Origin of the sequence: Huijunlia imazamoxiresistens (assembly GCF_037132455.1) — a bacterium.
GTDB lineage: Bacteria > Bacteroidota > Bacteroidia > Chitinophagales > Chitinophagaceae > Flavisolibacter > Flavisolibacter imazamoxiresistens.
In genome coordinates this window covers 20,371-37,129 of sequence record NZ_JBBBEI010000016.1, presented here as the reverse complement: position 1 = coordinate 37,129, position 16,759 = coordinate 20,371, and the positions used below count along the sequence as shown (strand labels likewise).

General features: G+C 55.9%; 15 protein-coding genes. 5 read left to right on the top strand and 10 right to left on the bottom strand.

Features of this window, described 5'->3' with window-relative positions; genetic code table 11:
* Positions 1-45: 45 nt before the first annotated feature.
* The 3 genes from V9K67_RS18170 to V9K67_RS18160 all read right to left on the bottom strand — a co-directional run bounded on the left by V9K67_RS18170 (position 46) and on the right by V9K67_RS18160 (position 3,173).
* The gene (locus V9K67_RS18170) at positions 46-1,251 is read right to left on the bottom strand and encodes a DUF1501 domain-containing protein (protein ID WP_336724878.1); all 1,206 of its coding nucleotides are present in this window, start codon (positions 1,249-1,251) and stop codon (positions 46-48) included.
* Positions 1,252-1,290: 39 nt separating this feature from the next.
* Positions 1,291-2,760 carry a DUF1800 domain-containing protein gene (locus V9K67_RS18165; protein WP_336724877.1) on the bottom strand — a complete coding sequence of 490 codons (1,470 nt, stop codon included), beginning with the start codon at positions 2,758-2,760 and terminating at the stop codon, positions 1,291-1,293.
* Positions 2,761-2,918: 158 nt separating this feature from the next.
* Positions 2,919-3,173 carry a hypothetical protein gene (locus tag V9K67_RS18160; protein WP_336724875.1) on the bottom strand — a complete coding sequence of 85 codons (255 nt, stop codon included), beginning with the start codon at positions 3,171-3,173 and terminating at the stop codon, positions 2,919-2,921.
* Positions 3,174-3,685: 512 nt separating this feature from the next.
* On the opposite strand from V9K67_RS18160, the gene V9K67_RS18155 reads away from it, so the two are divergent.
* Positions 3,686-4,165: an Lrp/AsnC ligand binding domain-containing protein gene (locus V9K67_RS18155; protein ID WP_336724874.1), complete on the top strand. Its 480-nt coding sequence runs from the start codon at positions 3,686-3,688 to the stop codon at positions 4,163-4,165.
* Between the two features lie 153 nt (positions 4,166-4,318).
* Here V9K67_RS18155 and V9K67_RS18150 read toward each other — a convergent pair whose 3' ends face one another.
* Both V9K67_RS18150 and V9K67_RS18145 read right to left on the bottom strand, forming a co-directional pair.
* Positions 4,319-5,398 (bottom strand): ABC transporter permease, encoded by a 1,080-nt coding sequence (locus V9K67_RS18150; protein WP_336724873.1) that lies wholly within the window; start codon positions 5,396-5,398, stop codon positions 4,319-4,321.
* Positions 5,399-5,410: 12 nt separating this feature from the next.
* Positions 5,411-6,523 (bottom strand): glycosyltransferase, encoded by a 1,113-nt coding sequence (locus V9K67_RS18145; RefSeq protein WP_336724870.1) that lies wholly within the window; start codon positions 6,521-6,523, stop codon positions 5,411-5,413.
* A gap of 144 nt (positions 6,524-6,667) precedes the next feature.
* Between V9K67_RS18145 and V9K67_RS18140 the strand changes: the two genes are divergently transcribed.
* A complete protein-coding gene (locus V9K67_RS18140) occupies positions 6,668-7,117 on the top strand; it encodes a MarR family winged helix-turn-helix transcriptional regulator (RefSeq protein WP_336724868.1) in 450 nt (149 codons plus the stop codon).
* Between the two features lie 10 nt (positions 7,118-7,127).
* Entirely contained in the window at positions 7,128-8,915 is a 1,788-nt protein-coding gene (locus V9K67_RS18135) for an acyl-CoA dehydrogenase FadE (RefSeq protein ID WP_336724866.1), read from the top strand.
* 154 nt (positions 8,916-9,069) lie between these two features.
* Here V9K67_RS18135 and ypfJ read toward each other — a convergent pair whose 3' ends face one another.
* Positions 9,070-9,912 (bottom strand): KPN_02809 family neutral zinc metallopeptidase, encoded by an 843-nt coding sequence (ypfJ, locus tag V9K67_RS18130; RefSeq protein WP_336724864.1) that lies wholly within the window; start codon positions 9,910-9,912, stop codon positions 9,070-9,072.
* Between the two features lie 201 nt (positions 9,913-10,113).
* On the opposite strand from ypfJ, the gene V9K67_RS18125 reads away from it, so the two are divergent.
* Both V9K67_RS18125 and V9K67_RS18120 read left to right on the top strand, forming a co-directional pair.
* Positions 10,114-10,413 (top strand): hypothetical protein, encoded by a 300-nt coding sequence (locus tag V9K67_RS18125; protein WP_336724862.1) that lies wholly within the window; start codon positions 10,114-10,116, stop codon positions 10,411-10,413.
* A 248-nt stretch (positions 10,414-10,661) separates the two neighbouring features.
* On the top strand, positions 10,662-11,768 hold the full coding sequence (locus V9K67_RS18120; protein WP_336724860.1) for a glycosyltransferase: 1,107 nt from the start codon (positions 10,662-10,664) through the stop codon (positions 11,766-11,768).
* On the opposite strand, the gene murI is transcribed toward V9K67_RS18120, so the two are convergent.
* From murI to V9K67_RS18100, 4 genes are all read right to left on the bottom strand, one after another.
* A complete protein-coding gene (gene murI, locus V9K67_RS18115; RefSeq protein ID WP_336724858.1) occupies positions 11,765-12,616 on the bottom strand; it encodes a glutamate racemase in 852 nt (283 codons plus the stop codon). The genes V9K67_RS18120 and murI overlap by 4 nt on opposite strands.
* Positions 12,617-12,696: 80 nt before the next feature.
* Positions 12,697-13,251, bottom strand: coding sequence for an OmpH/Skp family outer membrane protein (locus V9K67_RS18110; protein ID WP_336724855.1), 555 nt, complete (start codon positions 13,249-13,251; stop codon positions 12,697-12,699).
* A gap of 78 nt (positions 13,252-13,329) precedes the next feature.
* Positions 13,330-13,845 carry an OmpH/Skp family outer membrane protein gene (locus V9K67_RS18105; protein WP_336724853.1) on the bottom strand — a complete coding sequence of 172 codons (516 nt, stop codon included), beginning with the start codon at positions 13,843-13,845 and terminating at the stop codon, positions 13,330-13,332.
* 52 nt (positions 13,846-13,897) lie between these two features.
* Entirely contained in the window at positions 13,898-16,642 is a 2,745-nt protein-coding gene (locus V9K67_RS18100; protein ID WP_336724852.1) for a BamA/OMP85 family outer membrane protein, read from the bottom strand.
* Between the last annotated feature and the right edge of the window lie 117 nt (positions 16,643-16,759).

The following is a 16,759-nucleotide window of genomic DNA, read 5'->3' as shown; positions in this document are numbered from 1 at the left end:
AGCATCGCGCCTGTGCGTGATGCTTTTTCTATTGGGGCTATGGAACTAAATAAAGTCCAGGGTGGCATACTTCCGGCCCAGGATCTTGGCATCATCCGCTCCCAGCCAGTTGCGCAGCACCGTTGCGTACACTTCCTTGAAATCCACCTGGTACTTCAGGTCGCCGGCATCCAGGTCGGTCAGGTCGGGCAGGGCGTTGAGCAGGCCTTTCTGCTTCAGGCCACCGCTGACAAAGAACATATTATTGGCGGTTCCGTGGTCGGTGCCGCCGCTGGCATTCTGGGCCACCCGCCGGCCGAACTCGGAAAACGAAAACAGCAGCACGTCGTTGAAGCGGCCCGCCGCCTTCAGGTCGCTGATAAAGGCGCCCACAGCGGCATTCATGTCGCGGAACAGCCGCTCCTGCTGGTTGGCCTGGTTGACGTGCGTATCGAAGCTGCCCAGCGACACATAGTACACCTTTGTATTGATGTCCGAAAAGATCAGGGAGGCAATGGTCTTGAAGCTGTTTCCCAGCTCGGTGGCCGGGTATTGCGCCCGCGAGGGCCGCAGCCTTGATTCCTTGAAAATATAGTCGGCCGACGACAGGGTTTCCGCCATGGTTTTATAGAGGTACTCCACCGGCTGCTCGTCGTGGTCGTGCGCCGGCCCGTGCTGGCGCAGCGTTTCTTTGAAAAAGCGTTCGTTGCTGATGCCGTACAACCGCCGGGGATCTTTCAGCGCCAGCCCTTTTACCAGATCGCCTTTCAGCGCCAGGCTGAGGACGTCGTCTATTTCCAGGGCTTGTGTGGGTTTGTCGCAGCCCCGGCACTGGGCGTCGAGGTAGCGGCCGATCCAGCCGGTGTGGAGGTATTCGTTACTGTGACTGGCACCCTGCCAGATGTCCATGCTGCGGAAGTGCGACCGGTCGGGATTGGGATAACCCACACTGTTCAGGATGCCCAGCGCTCCATCATCATACGCCTCCTTGAAGGCAGTCAGGGCCGGGTGCAGGCCCGCCTCGTCCTGGAGCCGCAGCGCGTCTTTTTTTTCGATGCCGAGGCGGGGACGGGAACGGTAATAAATATCATTGCTTAAAGGGACAACCGTATTGAGGCCGTCATTGCCGCCGCTCAATTGCAGGACCACCACCACCTTGTTGCCGGGAGGCACCAGGCGTTCGCCTTCAAAAGCTTTTAAAAACTTGGGCACCATAAACGAAGCGGTGGCCAGGGAACCTATCTGTAAAAATTCTTTGCGTTTGATCAGCATAAATGCGTTCGGGTTAGGGAGTGAGAAAGGAAGGGGAGATCAGCATAGCTGGTATTCGGGCAGGCCCATAAGCCGCAGGGTGGCCGATTTGATGAAGGTGTCGCGGGCAGTGCTGTCGGCAAAACTTTTTATCAGTTCGGCGTTGGCACTGCCGGTCTGCAGCAGGGTGCCGGCCAGCGCCGGAACCAGTTGCTCCCGCGGCACGGCAGCGAAGTCTTTGAGATGGGCGGTCCAGTCAATGTCCACCTGCAGGGGCTTTCCCAGCCGGCCCATGCCCCTGTCGCCCTTCTGGCGGACGGCAGCCATCATGTCTTCGCCTTCCATGCGGTCCATGCCGCCGTTGTCGTCGTCGGCTTTCGGGCGCACGTTCCATTCGTCGTTGTCGCCAAAGAGCAGGGGCAGGCGCAGGCGCAGCATCAGCGAGGAGGAGTCGATCCAGCTTTTGCCCCCGGGCCAGCCGGCCACGTTCGGCGGGTAGAACAGCAGTTGTCCCAGCACCCGCTGCAGCAGGAGCAGCACGTCTTCGTTGCCCATAGCCATCGGCAGCATCCGCCGCATGCCTACCAGCAGCTCCACCGGCGACTTGATGCGGGTGCCCCTGTTGGCGGCATCGTAAAACCAGTCGGCCGTGAAGATGTCCTGCATCAGGGCGGAAATGTTGTAATCGCTTTGATAGAAGCGTTTGGCCAGCCATTCCACCTTCTGGCTGTCGGGAGTGTCGTTGACAAAGTAGCGATAAATCTTTTGGGTAATGAAGCGGGCGGTCTGCTGCTGTTCGAGCAGGCGGTCCAGCACTTCCTCGCCGGTAAGGTTGCCGGTCTTACCCAAAAAGGTTTTTGAGCCCGTGTCGTGCTGGAAGGAGCGGAACACGAACTGGCCGCGGAAGTTGGCGCCCCAGCCCGTGAAGGCACGGGCGGCTTCTTTGATGTCGTTCTCGGTATAGTGGCCGCGCCCCAGGGTAAAGAGCTCCATCACCTCGCGGGCAAAGTTCTCATTGGGATGGCCCTTGCGGTTTTGGTTGGCATTGAGGAAATTCAGCATGGCAGCCGACTTCGAGACCGCGTGCAGCAGGTCGCGAAAGCTTTCCAGGGCGTTGGAGCGGATGATGTGCAGCAGGTCCTGGTGGAAAAAGATATTTTTTTCGCGGACCGCGAAATGGCCGTGCCAGAAGAGCGCCAACTTTTCGCGGAGCTGTCCTTCGGAAGAAACCATCTGCCGCAGCCAGGCCAGGTTCAGGTCCCGGATGCTTTGGTTATGCTTTTGCTGAAAGTTCTTTCGCTCCCCCTTATCCAGGAGCTTTTTGGCCATCTGGGTGCCGTCGGCTCCTTCCCGCATTTCTTTCAGGTAGGCATCGGCGGTATCCAGGAACAGGGGCTTGGGAGCCGACTTTTCCCGCAGGGAGGTAAACAGTTGCTTTGAAGAAAGCGATTTTAGTTGTTCCAGCTGACCGGCAGCCGGGCCGAAGGCCGCCCGCCACATCAGGTGTTGGTTGTACAGTTGTTGGGTCATAGGCACGTTGATCGTTAAGGGAAAACTGACCGGAAGGACAGGCAAAGGTTTAACAGGAAAAGAAATATCCATTGGCCATCGCGTTCCGCAGGTGGAAAATAATCATTTCCCCCGGCCCGGGCGGTTACTTTTTATTGCCTGTCCTTCCCTGGTCTTGCTCAGGCACAGCCGGAGAGGTAGTCCCGGATGGCATTTTCAATGGTGCCGATCAGCGGCCGGAAGCGGGGCGAATAATAGTGCGGGGTTTTAAAGGTGCCTTTATCACACACAAAGAAAATGCAGCTCTGTTCCAGTTCGCCCACCAGCTCGGGGTCGCCCAGGTAGCACCAGGCAAAACGGGGTTCTTTATCCAGGCTGATCTTAATGTCTCCCGATACGGTCTTGTCGTTGTAGGTAAAATAAACTTTGTTCATGGCTTCTGACTTTTTTTAAGGAGGCAAGCAAGTCAGGCGTTCCAAGGGTCACTCGTCTTTTTACGAAAGTGCACTTTTATTCCTTTAGAAAGCGGCCCAGACGGGAGAGTTAATAAAACAATCATACCAATTTGGAGAGGAAAGCTGGAGGCGGCTGAAAACAAAAACGCCTTGCAGGTGGCCTGCAAGGCGTAGTAACGAAGCTGTAGGGGGAGGAGTCGAACCTCCACGGGGCCGTTAGACGCAGCACAAAACTTAGTGGTCAATCCTGGTCGGCCGAACAAGAATGGTTAGGTCGGCTCTATGCTGTTTTTATCCGGTGATCCCCACCCTCGAGACAAGAGGGCATGTCTGCCAAAATTTCATCACCCCACAGTATAAAAGAGCTTGTCGATTGTTGTGACTACAAAACTAATGCTTACCCCTAAACCTTCAAAATATTTTAAACAATCTTTCAAAAATTTAGACGAAACTTAATATTTTAGCGACGAAATAAAATTTATTTAACCAAAATGGCCCACACATCGCCCGCGTTGAATATTGACAAATTGGATGTGCAGATCATCCAGCACCTGATGCAAAACGCCGACATTTCCTATGCCGAACTGGGCAAAATGTTGTTCGTTTCGGCCGGCACCATCCACGTCCGCATCAAAAAGCTGCAGGAAGCCGGCATCGTCAGCGGCACCCGCCTGCATGTGGACCTGAAAAAGCTGGGTTACGACGTCATCGCCTTTATCGGCATCTACCTGGAAAAGAGCTCGCTCTACGATACCGTGGCCAAAGAGCTGAAACGCATCCCCGAGATTGTCCGCATGAACTATACCACGGGCAACTACAGCATCTTCGCCGAGATCGTATGTAAAGATATAGGCCAATTGCGCCGGGTGCTCCACGACGACCTCCAAAAAATTAAAGGCATCGAACGTACCGAAACCTTTATTTCCCTTGAAGAAACGCTGAACCGGGGGGTTTCCATCAGTGAAATGTAAGTTTACGAGTTTACGGGTTTACGAGCTGAGGGAAGGTTCCTGAGTTCCTAGGTTCCTGAGTTCCTGCGGCTACCACAAACCTGACAGGTTTCGTTTAAGTGGTTCCCCGCCCAATTCCCAATGAACCAATGAACCAATTCCCTTTCCCCGTTCCTACCCCCTGACGTCCAGGGCATCGCGGAGGCCGTTGCCCAAAAGGTTGAAGGCGAGCACCAGCAGCATGATGGCAAAGCCGGGGGCCAGGGCCAGCATGGGGTTCTGGGTGATGATAAAATTGTAGTTTTCCTTGATCATCAGTCCCCAGGAGGGTTGGGGCGGCTGCACGCCCACGCCTAAAAAACTCAGGCCGGCCTCAATAACGATGGCCGACGCAAAGTTGGAAGCGGCGATCACCAGCACCGGCCCCATGATGTTGGGCAGGATGTGCCGGGAAATAATGCGGGCATGTGAAAAACCCAGCACCTGGGCCGCCTCCACGTACTGCAGCTCGCGGGCTACCAGCACCTGCCCCCGCACCAGGCGGGCCACATTCACCCACATGGTCAGGCCCACCGCCACGAACACCTGCCAGAAACCCTTGCCCAGCAACAGCGTCACGGCAAACACCAGCAGCAGCGTGGGAATGCTCCAGATGATGTTGATCAGCCACATCACCGCGTTGTCCACCCGCCCCCGGAAATAACCGGCCAGCGCGCCCAGCACGATGCCCACCGTCAGCGAGATCAGTACCGTGATCAGCCCCACGCTCAGGCTCACACGGGTGCCGATGATCAGGCGGCTCAGGATATCGCGGCCGTATTTGTCGGTGCCCAGTAAAAAGCGTTTGGTGATAATATAATCTTCAGGAAGTTCTTTCCTATTAAAGTCAAGTGGCTCGCTTACCCCTTCATCTATGTAGCGCTGCACCCGCACCTGGCCGCCCTGCTCCTTCCAGTTGGTTACCGGGATCCATTGGAAGGCATCCGGCCGCCCCGACAGGGCCCGCTCCAGCACATTCGCTTCCAGCACCCCCTGCGGCTTTTTTACCAGCAGGAAGGATTGTTCGAATCCCGGCTTCCGGCCGCCAACCTCCAGGATGATCCGGTTGGCAAAAGGCGAGGGATCGGGCGCAATAAAATACCCCGCCAGCGCCACCAGCAGGGCCAGCGCGATCAGGCCGATGCCGAAGAGGGCGCCCTTGTTCTTTTTCAACCGCCGCCAGGTGGCTTTCCGGTCCGGAGTTGCAGGTTCCATGCTGTTGTTGTTTTACTTTGTTTGGCGGCCTTTCCATTCATAGGTGCCCAGTTGGCTCACCAGGCCGATAAATACCACGTAAAAGATATGCAGGGGCTGGAAAAAAGGAAAATACTTCAGCAGCTTTTGTTCGCCATAAAACCGGGCTACGGAAAAAACGAAGGGCCATTCGATAGCTGTTTTGGCAACTACGAACAACAGCGGCAGCCACCAGGCAACGCTGCCCCACAGGACCAAAGCCAGCAACACAAAAAACCAGCAGTTGAACCCGTACACGAACAGCAGCACCCCCAGCACCCGGTGGTCGTCGTAATGGGCGGTCTTGCTGCTCCAGCGGATGCGCTGGCGCAAAAAACCTTTCCAGTCGGGCATGGCCGGGGTTTCCACGATCGCCTCCCGGCTTTTCAGGTAGCGCACTTCCCGGGGATGCTTTTTCCAGATCTTGTGCATCAGCAGCATGTCGTCGCCCGAGGCCACCTGGTCGATGCCGGCAAAGCCGTCCACCTCGAAAAAGGCCGCGCGGCTGTAGGCGAGGTTGGCGCCGTTGCACATGCTGTGGAAACCGGCAGCCACGCTGGCCGCCGTAATGCCCTGGAGGGTCAGGAAGTCCAAACGCTGGAAGATGCCCAGCAGGGTGGGGGGAGCGGTAAATTTTACCGGGGCCGCAATAAAGGCAGCACCCGACTGCTGCTGGAAGCCGGCAATGCGGTGCAGCCACTGGGGCGGCGGCAGGCAGTCGGCATCGGTGATGACCACAAAGGGATGCCGGGCCGTGTGAATGCCGGCCTCGATGGCTTTTTTCTTCGACGACAGGTGAGGAGCCACGGAAGGCTGCACCACCACCGTCCGCCCGTTGGCATGCCGGGCCACCACCTCCCGGGTGCTGTCGGTGGAAAAATCGTCCACGATCACCACCTCCACCAGGTGGCGGGGATAGGTTTGCCGCTCCAGCGACTCCAGCAGGCCGGTTATGGCGCTTTCCTCGTTGCGGGCAGCCACCACCACCGAAAGCGGCAGGCCCGCCGCCGGCGGGGCCGAAGGCTCTTCCAGGGAACGCCAGTGATGGTGGTAGTAAAAGATCAGCAGGGCGTACAACAACAGGATAATCAGGGTCACCGGCAGCATCGGCCAAAACTAACGCAATTGGCAATAAGCAATGGGCAATAGGCAAAAAGGAACGGGGACTATAAAAAGTATCCTTGCCGGGACGTTGCCCATTGCTTATTGCTTATTTTCTCCGTAACTTTAAAAGGTTGCAGGAACAACTGTATGCAAAACAACCAATTTAAGAAAGGCGAACTGTACAGCTTTATCACGGGTAAGGCCTCCACGGCCGTTGCCCGCAGGCTGCAGAAGAAATTCAACGCATCGGGACTCAACATCACCATCGAACAATGGAGCGTTTTGTATCAACTGTGGAAGGAGGACGGCAAGAGCCAGCAGGAGCTGTGCAACGCCACCTTCCGCGATAAGCCCAGCATCACCCGACTGGTGGACAACCTCGAAAAGGCCGGATTAGTCAAACGCGTATCGGAACCCAACGACAGAAGGATCAAGAAAGTTTTTTTAACCCGCCAGGCCCTGAAGCTGGAGGAGGAAGCCATGGTGCTGGCCGAGGAAACCCTCGCGGAAGCCCTGGACGGCGTGCCCCCTGACCAGGTAAACCTCTGCCGCGAAGTGCTGCAGAAGGTGTACGACAATCTCAGCAATTACCTTTAAATAAAGCAATATGGATACCCTACCTACCACAACCGTATTGAAGGGTGGCGAATGGCTCCTGAAAGAAAGTGCGCCCGCAGCTACCTTTATCCCCGAGGACTTTTCCGAAGAACAGCAAATGATCCGTGATACCTGCGACCAGTTCCTCAAAGCCGAGGTGATGCCCAACCTGGAACGCATCGACAATATGGAACCCGGGCTCATGCGCTCCCTGCTGCAACAGGCAGGCGACCAGGGCCTGCTGGCGGTATCCTTCCCGGAAGATTACGGGGGCCTGGGAAAAGACTTCGTCACTTCCACCATCCTCAGCGATTACCTCGGCGCCGGCCACTCCTTTTCCGTTGCCATCTCCGCCCATACCGGCATCGGCACCCTGCCCATCCTGTATTTCGGCACCCCCGAGCAAAAAGAGAAATACCTGCCTAAACTCATAAGTGGCGAATGGATCGGCGCCTACGGCCTGACCGAGCCCAACAGCGGCAGCGACGCCCTGGGAGCGAAAACTTCCGCCCGCCTGAGCGAAGACGGCAAATATTACCTGCTGAACGGCCAGAAATGCTGGATCACCAACGGCGGCTTTGCCGATGTGTACACCGTTTTCGCCAAGATCGACGGTGACAAGTTCACCGCCTTTATCATCGAAAGGGGCTTTGAAGGTTTTACCCAGGGACCCGAAGAACACAAGATGGGCATCAAGGGCTCTTCTACCGTACAGCTGTACTTCCAGGATTGTAAAGTGCCCGCGGAGAATGTACTGGGCGAGATCGGCAAGGGCCATAAGATCGCCTTCAACATCCTCAACATCGGCCGCCTGAAATTATGCGCCGCCGCCATGGGAGGCGCCCGCTACGCCCTGACCAATTCCATCCAGTACGCCAACACCCGCGAACAGTTCAAGACCGCCATTGCCAACTTCGGCGCCATCAAGCACAAGCTGGCGGAAATGGCCATCCGCACCTTCGCCTGCGAAAGCGCCCTCTACCGCACCGCCAAATGGATCGACGACAAGGAACACGAGCTGCTGGACAGCGGCAAGCCTTTTACCGAAGCGCTGATGGGCGGGGCCGAGGAATTCGCCATCGAATGCGCTATTCTCAAAGTGGCCGGCAGCGAGGTGCTGGACTTCGTGGTGGACGAAGGCGTGCAGATCCACGGCGGCAACGGCTACAGCGCCGAATACAACATCTCCCGCTCGTACCGCGACAGCCGCATCAACCGCATCTACGAGGGCACCAACGAGATCAACCGACTGCTGACCGTGGACATGACCCTGAAACGGGCCATGCAGGGCCGCCTGAACCTGATGGGCGGCGCCATGGAAGTGCAGAAAGAACTGATGAGCATTCCGGATTTCGGCGAGCCCGACGAAACGCCTTTTGCCGAAGCAACAAAGCTGGTAGGCAACTTCAAAAAAGCCCTGCTGCTGACAGCGGGTGCCGCCGCCCAAAAGCTGATGATGAAGCTGGAAAACGAGCAGGAAGTACTGATGAACATTGCCAACATGGCCATAGAAATCTTCCTGGCCGAAAGCCTGCTGCTGCGGGTGCGGAAGCTGGCCGAAGAAAATAAGGCCCGGCAGGCCCACCACGACATCCTGGGCTGTTTCCTCTACGATGCGGGTGACCGCCTCCTCAAAAACGGCAAGGATGCCGTCAACGCCTTTGCCGAAGGCGACGAGCAACGGCTGATCCTGATGGGCCTGCGCCGCTTTACCAAAGCCCAGCCCTTCAACAGCAAGGAAGCCCGCCGCCGCATCGCCGACGTCCTAATTGATAAGAATGAATACAAAAACTTTTAAGGAATTAGTTCATTGGTTCATTGGGAATTAGGGACGGGGAACCGGCCTAAACAAAAAACCTGACAGGGTTTTTAAAACCTGTCAGGTTTGCCACCGAACTCGTAAACACATAACTCAGGAACTCAGAAACCAAACTTTGGAACTCTGGAACTTTTTATTGCAGTTCACTGGCATTAAACGTATCCCCCTGGTCCATATCGCCGGTTTCAAAGCCTTTTTTGAACCAGTATACCCGTTGGGCGGAGGTGCCGTGGGTAAAGGACTCGGGCACTACGTAGCCCTGGGCCTGCTTCTGGAGGTTGTCGTCGCCGATGGCGTTGGCCGCATTCAGGGCTTCCTCGATATCACCTTCCTCCAGGATATTTTTCGTCCGCTGGGCATGGTGCGCCCATACGCCGGCCAGGAAGTCGGCCTGCAGTTCCAGCCGCACGGAATATTTATTGTACTCTTCCTCACTTAAGCGCTGCCGTAAACGGTGCACCTGGTCGGAGATGCCCATCAGGTTTTGTACGTGGTGTCCCACCTCGTGGGCAATGACATAGGCCATGGCAAAGTCGCCCGGCGCCTGGAAGCGCTCTTTCAGCTCGCGGTAAAATGAGAGATCGATGTATACCTTATAGTCGCCGGGGCAATAGAAGGGGCCGGAAGCCGAGCTGGCATTACCGCAGGCCGACTGTACGGCGCCGGAGAAAAGGACCAGCTTAGGCTCCGAATAATTTTTTCCCTGTTTCTGGAAAAGGGCGTTCCAGACATCCTCCGTGTCTTTCAGGACCACGCTGACGAACTGGGCATCCTTGTCCTCGGCAGCTTTTTGCTCGGCGGTTACCTGCCTTCCCTGGCCCGGCAGGGGCGGCATCTGGCCCCCATCGCCTCCCAGCAGGAAATTCAGTACCAGCACAATTACCCCAATAATGCCGCCTCCGACGGCCACCTGGCCGCCCGAAACACCACGGCGGTCTTCTACATTACCACTTCCTTGTCTTCCCATCCAACGCATACGATCAGATTTAAGTAAATGAATCCCTAAAAAAATGGGCCAAAGTGAAGGTACGCAATACAAGGGACGAAATGCGGGTACAGGCAGGCGCAACCGGCAAGGGCGGTCAGCCGGGAATGGTATACAACAGGGTGGACAGGCCGCTACCTCAACCACCGGAACGGCGGTGCAGGCAAAAGCACTCCCAAAAACGGGCTACGCTTGAAAAATGTACAATCGGTAAGAAGGAGGATTTTTGAAAATGCTGAAGGAGCTGGCAAGCACTTGAGCAGGAAGAACGGATTAATTTTTATTGATGAGAAAGTAAAAAGGCTTCAGCTGATCCGAACCGGAGATCGCCTTCAATATTTTTTTCGCATTGCTGGTAATGCGGCTCCGCCGGGCCAGTTCGTGCACCTGGCAAAAATTATGGTTGCTCTCCGCCTGAAGCAGGATCTTATTCAGGCCTTCCACAGTGCTGTCCAGTTGCTGTTGATTGATCCGGTTGTTGATAAGCAGTAACAAATCTCGAGTGATCATGTTGTAAGATTTTTGGGACTTATCTTCCTTTACTGCCCGGGCAGCCGCAATCCTTACTTTTACCGTAGCTGCCCGAGTAGTAATTTTTCTGGCAGCCGGCAAACATAATGGTAGAAGCGACAAGCAGTAAAACGAAATAAAACTTTTTCATAATTACGTCTCCTAAATTAAAGCATTTTTTATGACAGGTTTAAACCTTCGACTAAAGTGGCAAAAATTAATTTGAACCTATGCAAACGATAGATGAAACCCGGATTTTGGTAGCCCCGCTCGACTGGGGACTCGGCCACGCCACCCGTTGTATCCCTGTCATCCACGAACTGTTGAAACGGAAATATACGGTTTTGATTGCAGCCGAGGGAAAAACAGCCGTTTTATTGCAGCAGGAATTTCCGGAGCTCCCCTTGATCAAGCTCAGCGGTTATGGCATCCGGTACGCCAAAACCCGGTGGGGCGTCCTGGCCGCCCTCCTGCTGCAAATACCCCGCATCCTGTCGGCCATCCGCCGCGAACGCCACTGGCTCGACCACATCGTAGCGGCGCACCGGATCGACATCGTGCTTTCCGACAACCGCTACGGCCTGTACCATCCGAAGGCGTACTCGATTTTCATGACCCACCAGCTGCTCATCAAAACGCCCCGCCCCCTGTTCGATGCGGTGCTGCAAAAGATCAACTACCGGCTCATCCGCCGGTTCCGCGAATGCTGGGTTCCCGACCGCCCCGAAGCACCCGGCCTGGCCGGCGAGCTGTCGCACCCGGCGGACCCGCCGGCTACTCCCCTGTTTTATACCGGTGCCCTGTCGCGGTTCCGTTTGGGGCCGCCCGTTCCGCCAAAACATTTGCTGGTGCTGTTGTCGGGACCCGAACCCCAGCGCAGCCTGCTGGAAGAAAAGCTGCTGCGGCAACTGCGGTCCTATACCCAACCGGTGGTCTTTGTCCGGGGCCTGCCCGGCGAAGAAGCACTGCCGGCCGCCCCGCCCCACATTTTTCTGAAAAACCACCTGCCCGCTCCTGCCCTGGAGCAGGTCCTGGCCGAAGCCGGCACCGTCATCAGCCGCTGCGGCTACAGCACCGTCATGGACCTGGCATGCCTGGGAAAAAAGAGCATCCTGGTGCCTACACCAGGACAAACGGAACAGGAGTACCTTTCCCGCCATTTGATGCAGGCCGGGCTGGCACTGTGCCTTCCCCAGGATAAATTTGAACTGGAGGCGGCCCTGGAGCTTGCAGCTACCTTTCCTTACCGTTTCCTGCCGGAAGCGGATGGGCAAAGGGATCAGCTTTCCACCCTCCTGGACGGCCTGCCCCAACGGGTAAAGAAAAGGCCTGCTTAACTCTTTACTTCTTTCCCCTCCTTTTCTCGTAGCTCGATATCGATGCGTTGCGAAACCACCGGCCCGCCGAAAAAGGTGGTCGCCTGCCGGTTAAACTCTTCCGTGGAGTCGGTGGTATAAAAACGGCGTTGCCCGCCCCGGGAGAGCCGGCTTTCGATCTCGGGATGGCGCTCCAGGTAATTTTTGAGGCTCTCGGCTACGATCTCGCCCTGCGACAGCAGCTGGATGCTGGCAGGCAGGTGCTCGCGGATCTTGTCCTTCAGCAGGGGGTAATGGGTGCAGGCCAGCAGCAGGGTATCGATCCGGGGATTTTTCAACAGGATGCTGCGGACATGTTTTTCAATAAAATAATCCGCACCGGGACCGTTGTGCTCGTTATTCTCCACCAGCGGCACCCACATGGGACAGGCTTCCTGGGTGATGCTGACCTCCGGGTAGAACTTGCCGATCTCGATAGCATAGGAGTTGGACTGGACGGTACCGTTGGTGGCCAGGATGCCGATATGGCCCGTCTCGGTATATTTCCCAATCACTTCCGTGGTAGGCCGGATAACGCCCAGCACGCGGGCCTCTGAGTTCAGCCGCTGCAGGTCGTGCTGCTGGATGGTGCGCAGTGCCTTGGCAGAGGCCGTATTGCAGGCCAGGATGATCAGCGGGCAGTCCTGCCGCAGCAGCCACTCCACGCACTGGAGGGTGTATTTGTACACCGTTTCGAACGAGCGGGTACCGTAAGGAGCGCGGCCGTTATCGCCCAGGTACACATAATCGTATTGCGGCAGCTGCTGCACCAGCTGGCGGAACACCGTCAGGCCACCATAACCCGAGTCAAATACGCCGATAGAAGCCATTCGAAAGATTTAGAGGTTTGGGGACTAAAATAAAAAGTCCCGCGCAACTGGCGGGACCTTTAAAAAAAATTTAGGAGTGCTTATTTGCGGCTGGGGGCGGCAGCACCGGCAGCTGGGCCAGTAGGCACTTTTACGTTGAGCTTTTTCGCTACCAGCGGCAACAGGTCGTCGGCGGGCGGCATCACCAGCAGCGCTTCCTGGTTCAGTACGTAACCATAGCCGTTTTCTTTGGCTACAGCCTGGATGGCATTGTCCACCTTGCGGTAGATGGGTTCCAGCAGCTCGCCCTGCTTGCTTTGCATTTCCTGCTGGGCAATTTGCTGCCAGTTCTGGATCTGGTAGGCATAGCCTTCGAGTTCCTGGCGGATCTGGGCGATCACGGCCTTGCCCAGTTTCACGGAATCTTTGGTGTTCACCATGCTGTCCTTGCGGTTGTATTCCTGTACCATATAGGAGAAGCGGGGATTCAGGGAGTCAGCCTGGTATTTGCGCAGCAGCGAGTCCAGCTTCTGCGTTTCCGGCATGATGGCAACCACCCTGTCTACACTGATGTAACCGGTTTTCGACTGGGCCATGGCACTACCCGCACCTATCAGCAGGATGGCTGCAATAAGAAATAACTTGATCTTGTTCATTGGGAGTTGATTGTTTGCGTTGTTTTGATGATGATTTTTCGTTAGTCGAAGTTGTATGTAGTTGACGCTTTTTACAAATTATTGGTTTTTGACGCCCAGTTCCCGGAGCACGTCCTCGCTTTTTTCCAGTTTGGGGTCGGCAAATATAACCGTAATTCCTTCACTCTTATCGAGAATAAAGTCATAGCCACGGGCCACGGCCAGCCGCTGAACGGCGCTGTACACCTTGTCCTGGATGGGTTTGATCAGCTCCTGCCGCTTCTTGAACAGGTCGCCCTCAAAGCCGAAGCGCTTGCGCTGCAGGTCGCGCAGGTTGCGTTCCTTGGCAAAAAGCTGGTCCTCGCGTTTTTTGCGCAGCTCATTGCTCAGCATCACCTGCTCGGCCTCGTAGTCCTTGTACATCTTATCGAGCTCCTGCTGCAGCCCGTCGATTTCCTTTTGCCAGGAGCCGGCAACTTCGTCCAGCTGTTTTTGCGACTCCTTGTATTCCGGCATTTTGTCCAGGATATACTTCGTATCAATAATGGCGTAACGCTGCGCACTGGCAAAAAATACGAACAACAGCGCACAGGCGGCGAGAAACAGTTTCTTCATATTTAATTCTTTAGTACGTTGAATCGTTGATCGTGAATGGTAAAAGTTTAGATTATTCCGGTTCGAAACCTAACATGAAGGTGAAGCGGGAAGCGTCTTTCAGGCCTACACCCGGTTGCAGGCGGTCGAGACCCACACCGTAGTCAAAGCCCAGCAGGCCGAACATCGGCAGGAAGAAGCGCATGCCCACACCCGCGCTGCGGCGGAGGCGGAAGGGGTTGTAGTCCTTAAAGGAGAACCAGCCGTTGGCCGCGTCGAAGAACGTCAGGCCGAAGATGGTGCTGCTGGGGTTGGTCACCAGCGGGTAGCGCAGCTCCATGGAGTACTTATTAAATATGGTAAAGTACCGCGTGGCCTGGCTCAGGTCGGGGTTGATGGTCGGGTCCGAATTCTGGAATACGGGATACCCGCGCAGGGCGATGATGTCGTAGCCGAACAGACCGTAGCTGTTGGTCAGACCGTCGCCGCCCACCTGGAAGCGTTCGAAGGGCGAGAAGTTGAGGTTGCGGTTGTAGCGGCCCATGAAGCCGTACTTGGCGGCCAGCTTCAGCACCAGCTGCCGGTTCTTTTCCGCGCCGTGGGCACGGCCAACGGGCACATACCACTCGGAGTTGAAGCGCCACTTGTGGAATTCCGGGTTCTTATACGGGTTGTCGGAAGTGACCAGGCTGGGGTTCAGCAACGAGTAGGGCGGCGTCAGCTGCACGCTGGCCACGAAGTTCGATCCGCTCCGGGGGAAGGTGGGGTCGAAAACCGAGGAACGCTGCAGCGCCAGCTTCAGGCTCACGTTGGTAGACGTACCATTGCTGATGGGGTTGCCCGCGTCGGTATTGAAGAAGCCGGGGTAGTTCTTTAATTTATATTGTGTGTACTGGAGCGAGTACACCAGGCTGAAATAATCGTCGGGCCATTTCAACTGCTTGCCCAGCGAGATGCCGCCGCCGAGGGCGCGCAGGTAGCTGCTGTCGGCCTTGCTTTTCAGCAGGGTGCCGGTGGCATAGTCGTAGGCGTTGGAGTACTTACTGTTATAAAAGTTAACGGTAAAGGAGTTGCGCTTCTTGCCGCCCAGCCAGGGCTCGGTGAACGAGAAGTTGTACGAGCGGTAGGCGCGGCCGTTGGACTGTACCCGCAGGCTCAGCTTTTGTCCGTCGCCGGTCGGCAGCGGATCCCACGACTCCTTGTTCAGGATATTCTTTACCGAGAAGTTGTTGAAGGTCACACCCAGCGTACCGGTCAGGCCGATACCGCCACCCCAGCCGGCGGAAAGCTCCAGCTGGTCCGAGGACTTTTCTTCCAGGTTCCAGTTGATGTCCACGGTGCCGTCTTCCTGGTTGGGGTTCACGCCGGGGTTGATCTTTTCCTGGTTGAAGTACTGCAGCTGCGACAGCTCGCGCTGGGAACGAATGAGGTCGGAGCGGCTGAACTTTTCACCCGGCACCGTCCGCAGCTCGCGGCGGATCACGTGGTCCTTGGTTTTTTCGTTGCCGAAGATGCCCACGTTCTTGATGGTGGCCTGCGGCCCTTCCACGATGCGGATCTCGTGGTCGATGGTATCATTATATACCGAAGTCTCTACGGGATCGGCGCGGAAGAACAGGTAGCCGTCGTCCATATACAGGCCGCTGATATCGTTGCCTTCCTGCGACATCTGCTTGCCGAGGCGCTTGTTCAGCACATCCAGGTTGTACACGTCACCCTTGTGGATGCCGAGAATGTTGTTCAATAAGGAGTCGGGATACTTGGTATTGCCTTTCCAGGCAACGTCGCCGAAATAATATTTGCGGCCTTCCGAGATCTTCAGGTCGATATTCAGGTTGCCGTCGGCGGTAGGCGTTTGCTTCTCGTCTTCGATCTGGGCATCGCGGTAGCCCAGGGAGTTGTAGTAGCTCAGCACCTTTTCCTTGTCCTCGAGGTATTTCTTTTCGTCGTACTTGGCAGAGCTGAACAGCTTGAAGCGGAAGTACGGATCCAGGAAGATCCTGGTTTTGGAGAACGACAGGAAGCCCCAGTCTTTCAGGTACTGGTCGAAGGAGTATTTATCGTTGGTGCCGAAGGAACTGGAAGTCTCCACGGGATGGAGGGTGATCTTGGTCATTTCCTTGGTTCCCTTCATCTGCTTTTTCAGCTTGAAGTCGGTCACCTGTTCGTTGCCGTAGAAATTCAGCTCGTTCACATGCACCTTCTTGCCCTTGGTGATGTAAAAGGTGAGGGAGTTGGTATTGGCCACGGAGGGATCGGGCTTTTCGTCCAAGCGGATCTGTACGTTCTTAAAGCCTTTTTCCACGTAAAATTTCTGGATGGCCTCCACGGCGTTGCGGCGGGTGTTCTCGGTGATGATGGTGGACTTCACCAGGCCGGCCTTGCCTTTGAGTTCATCGGCCTCGGATTTTTTAATGCCCTGGAAGCTGAAGTTGCCCAGGCGGGGCCGCTCCTGCACGTTGATCTCCAGGTCGATCTGGTTGTCCTGGAGGGCGATGATATAGATGTTGATGTTGGAGAAGAGCTTCTGGCGCCACAGGCTGGTGATGGCCTTGGAGAACTGGTCGCCCCCGGGGATCATCACCTTATCGCCGGGCTGCAGGCCGGAAATAGATTGGACAATCGAGGAGTCCAGATAATTGATCCCAGTGATCTTGATGGAACGAATCGTGTATTCTTTGGGAACTCTTGCCGTTTCCAGCGCCAGCAGGTCGGGGTCTACCGAAGTAGGATGGGTGGTATCCTGCGCGGAAGCGGACAATACCGAAAAAAGAACACTGGCGGATAAAACAAGAATTCGCGGTGAAAGTCGTAGCATGATCAAATATTCAGTCAGTCTCTAAATGGGTCACTCGATTCCCTATACACTGATAGGGCAGCAAATTAAGGGTAATTTCGAAACGGTTTTGTTAAAGTAAACCTTTGCCTGTTCTGC

Excerpts from the sequence above, each read along its gene's own strand:
- V9K67_RS18160 (WP_336724875.1), bottom strand. The coding sequence starts at position 3,173 with ATGAACAAAGTTTATTTTACCTACAACGACAAGACCGTATCGGGAGAC.
- V9K67_RS18105 (WP_336724853.1), bottom strand. The coding sequence starts at position 13,845 with ATGAAGAAACTGTTTCTCGCCGCCTGTGCGCTGTTGTTCGTATTTTTT.
- V9K67_RS18120 (WP_336724860.1), top strand. The coding sequence starts at position 10,662 with ATGCAAACGATAGATGAAACCCGGATTTTGGTAGCCCCGCTCGACTGG.
- V9K67_RS18150 (WP_336724873.1), bottom strand. The coding sequence starts at position 5,398 with ATGGAACCTGCAACTCCGGACCGGAAAGCCACCTGGCGGCGGTTGAAA.
- ypfJ (WP_336724864.1), bottom strand. The coding sequence starts at position 9,912 with ATGCGTTGGATGGGAAGACAAGGAAGTGGTAATGTAGAAGACCGCCGT.
- V9K67_RS18140 (WP_336724868.1), top strand. The coding sequence starts at position 6,668 with ATGCAAAACAACCAATTTAAGAAAGGCGAACTGTACAGCTTTATCACG.
- V9K67_RS18155 (WP_336724874.1), top strand. The coding sequence starts at position 3,686 with ATGGCCCACACATCGCCCGCGTTGAATATTGACAAATTGGATGTGCAG.
- V9K67_RS18170 (WP_336724878.1), bottom strand. The coding sequence starts at position 1,251 with ATGCTGATCAAACGCAAAGAATTTTTACAGATAGGTTCCCTGGCCACC.
- V9K67_RS18110 (WP_336724855.1), bottom strand. The coding sequence starts at position 13,251 with ATGAACAAGATCAAGTTATTTCTTATTGCAGCCATCCTGCTGATAGGT.
- murI (WP_336724858.1), bottom strand. The coding sequence starts at position 12,616 with ATGGCTTCTATCGGCGTATTTGACTCGGGTTATGGTGGCCTGACGGTG.
- V9K67_RS18165 (WP_336724877.1), bottom strand. The coding sequence starts at position 2,760 with ATGACCCAACAACTGTACAACCAACACCTGATGTGGCGGGCGGCCTTC.
- V9K67_RS18145 (WP_336724870.1), bottom strand. The coding sequence starts at position 6,523 with ATGCTGCCGGTGACCCTGATTATCCTGTTGTTGTACGCCCTGCTGATC.
- V9K67_RS18100 (WP_336724852.1), bottom strand. The coding sequence starts at position 16,642 with ATGCTACGACTTTCACCGCGAATTCTTGTTTTATCCGCCAGTGTTCTT.
- V9K67_RS18135 (WP_336724866.1), top strand. The coding sequence starts at position 7,128 with ATGGATACCCTACCTACCACAACCGTATTGAAGGGTGGCGAATGGCTC.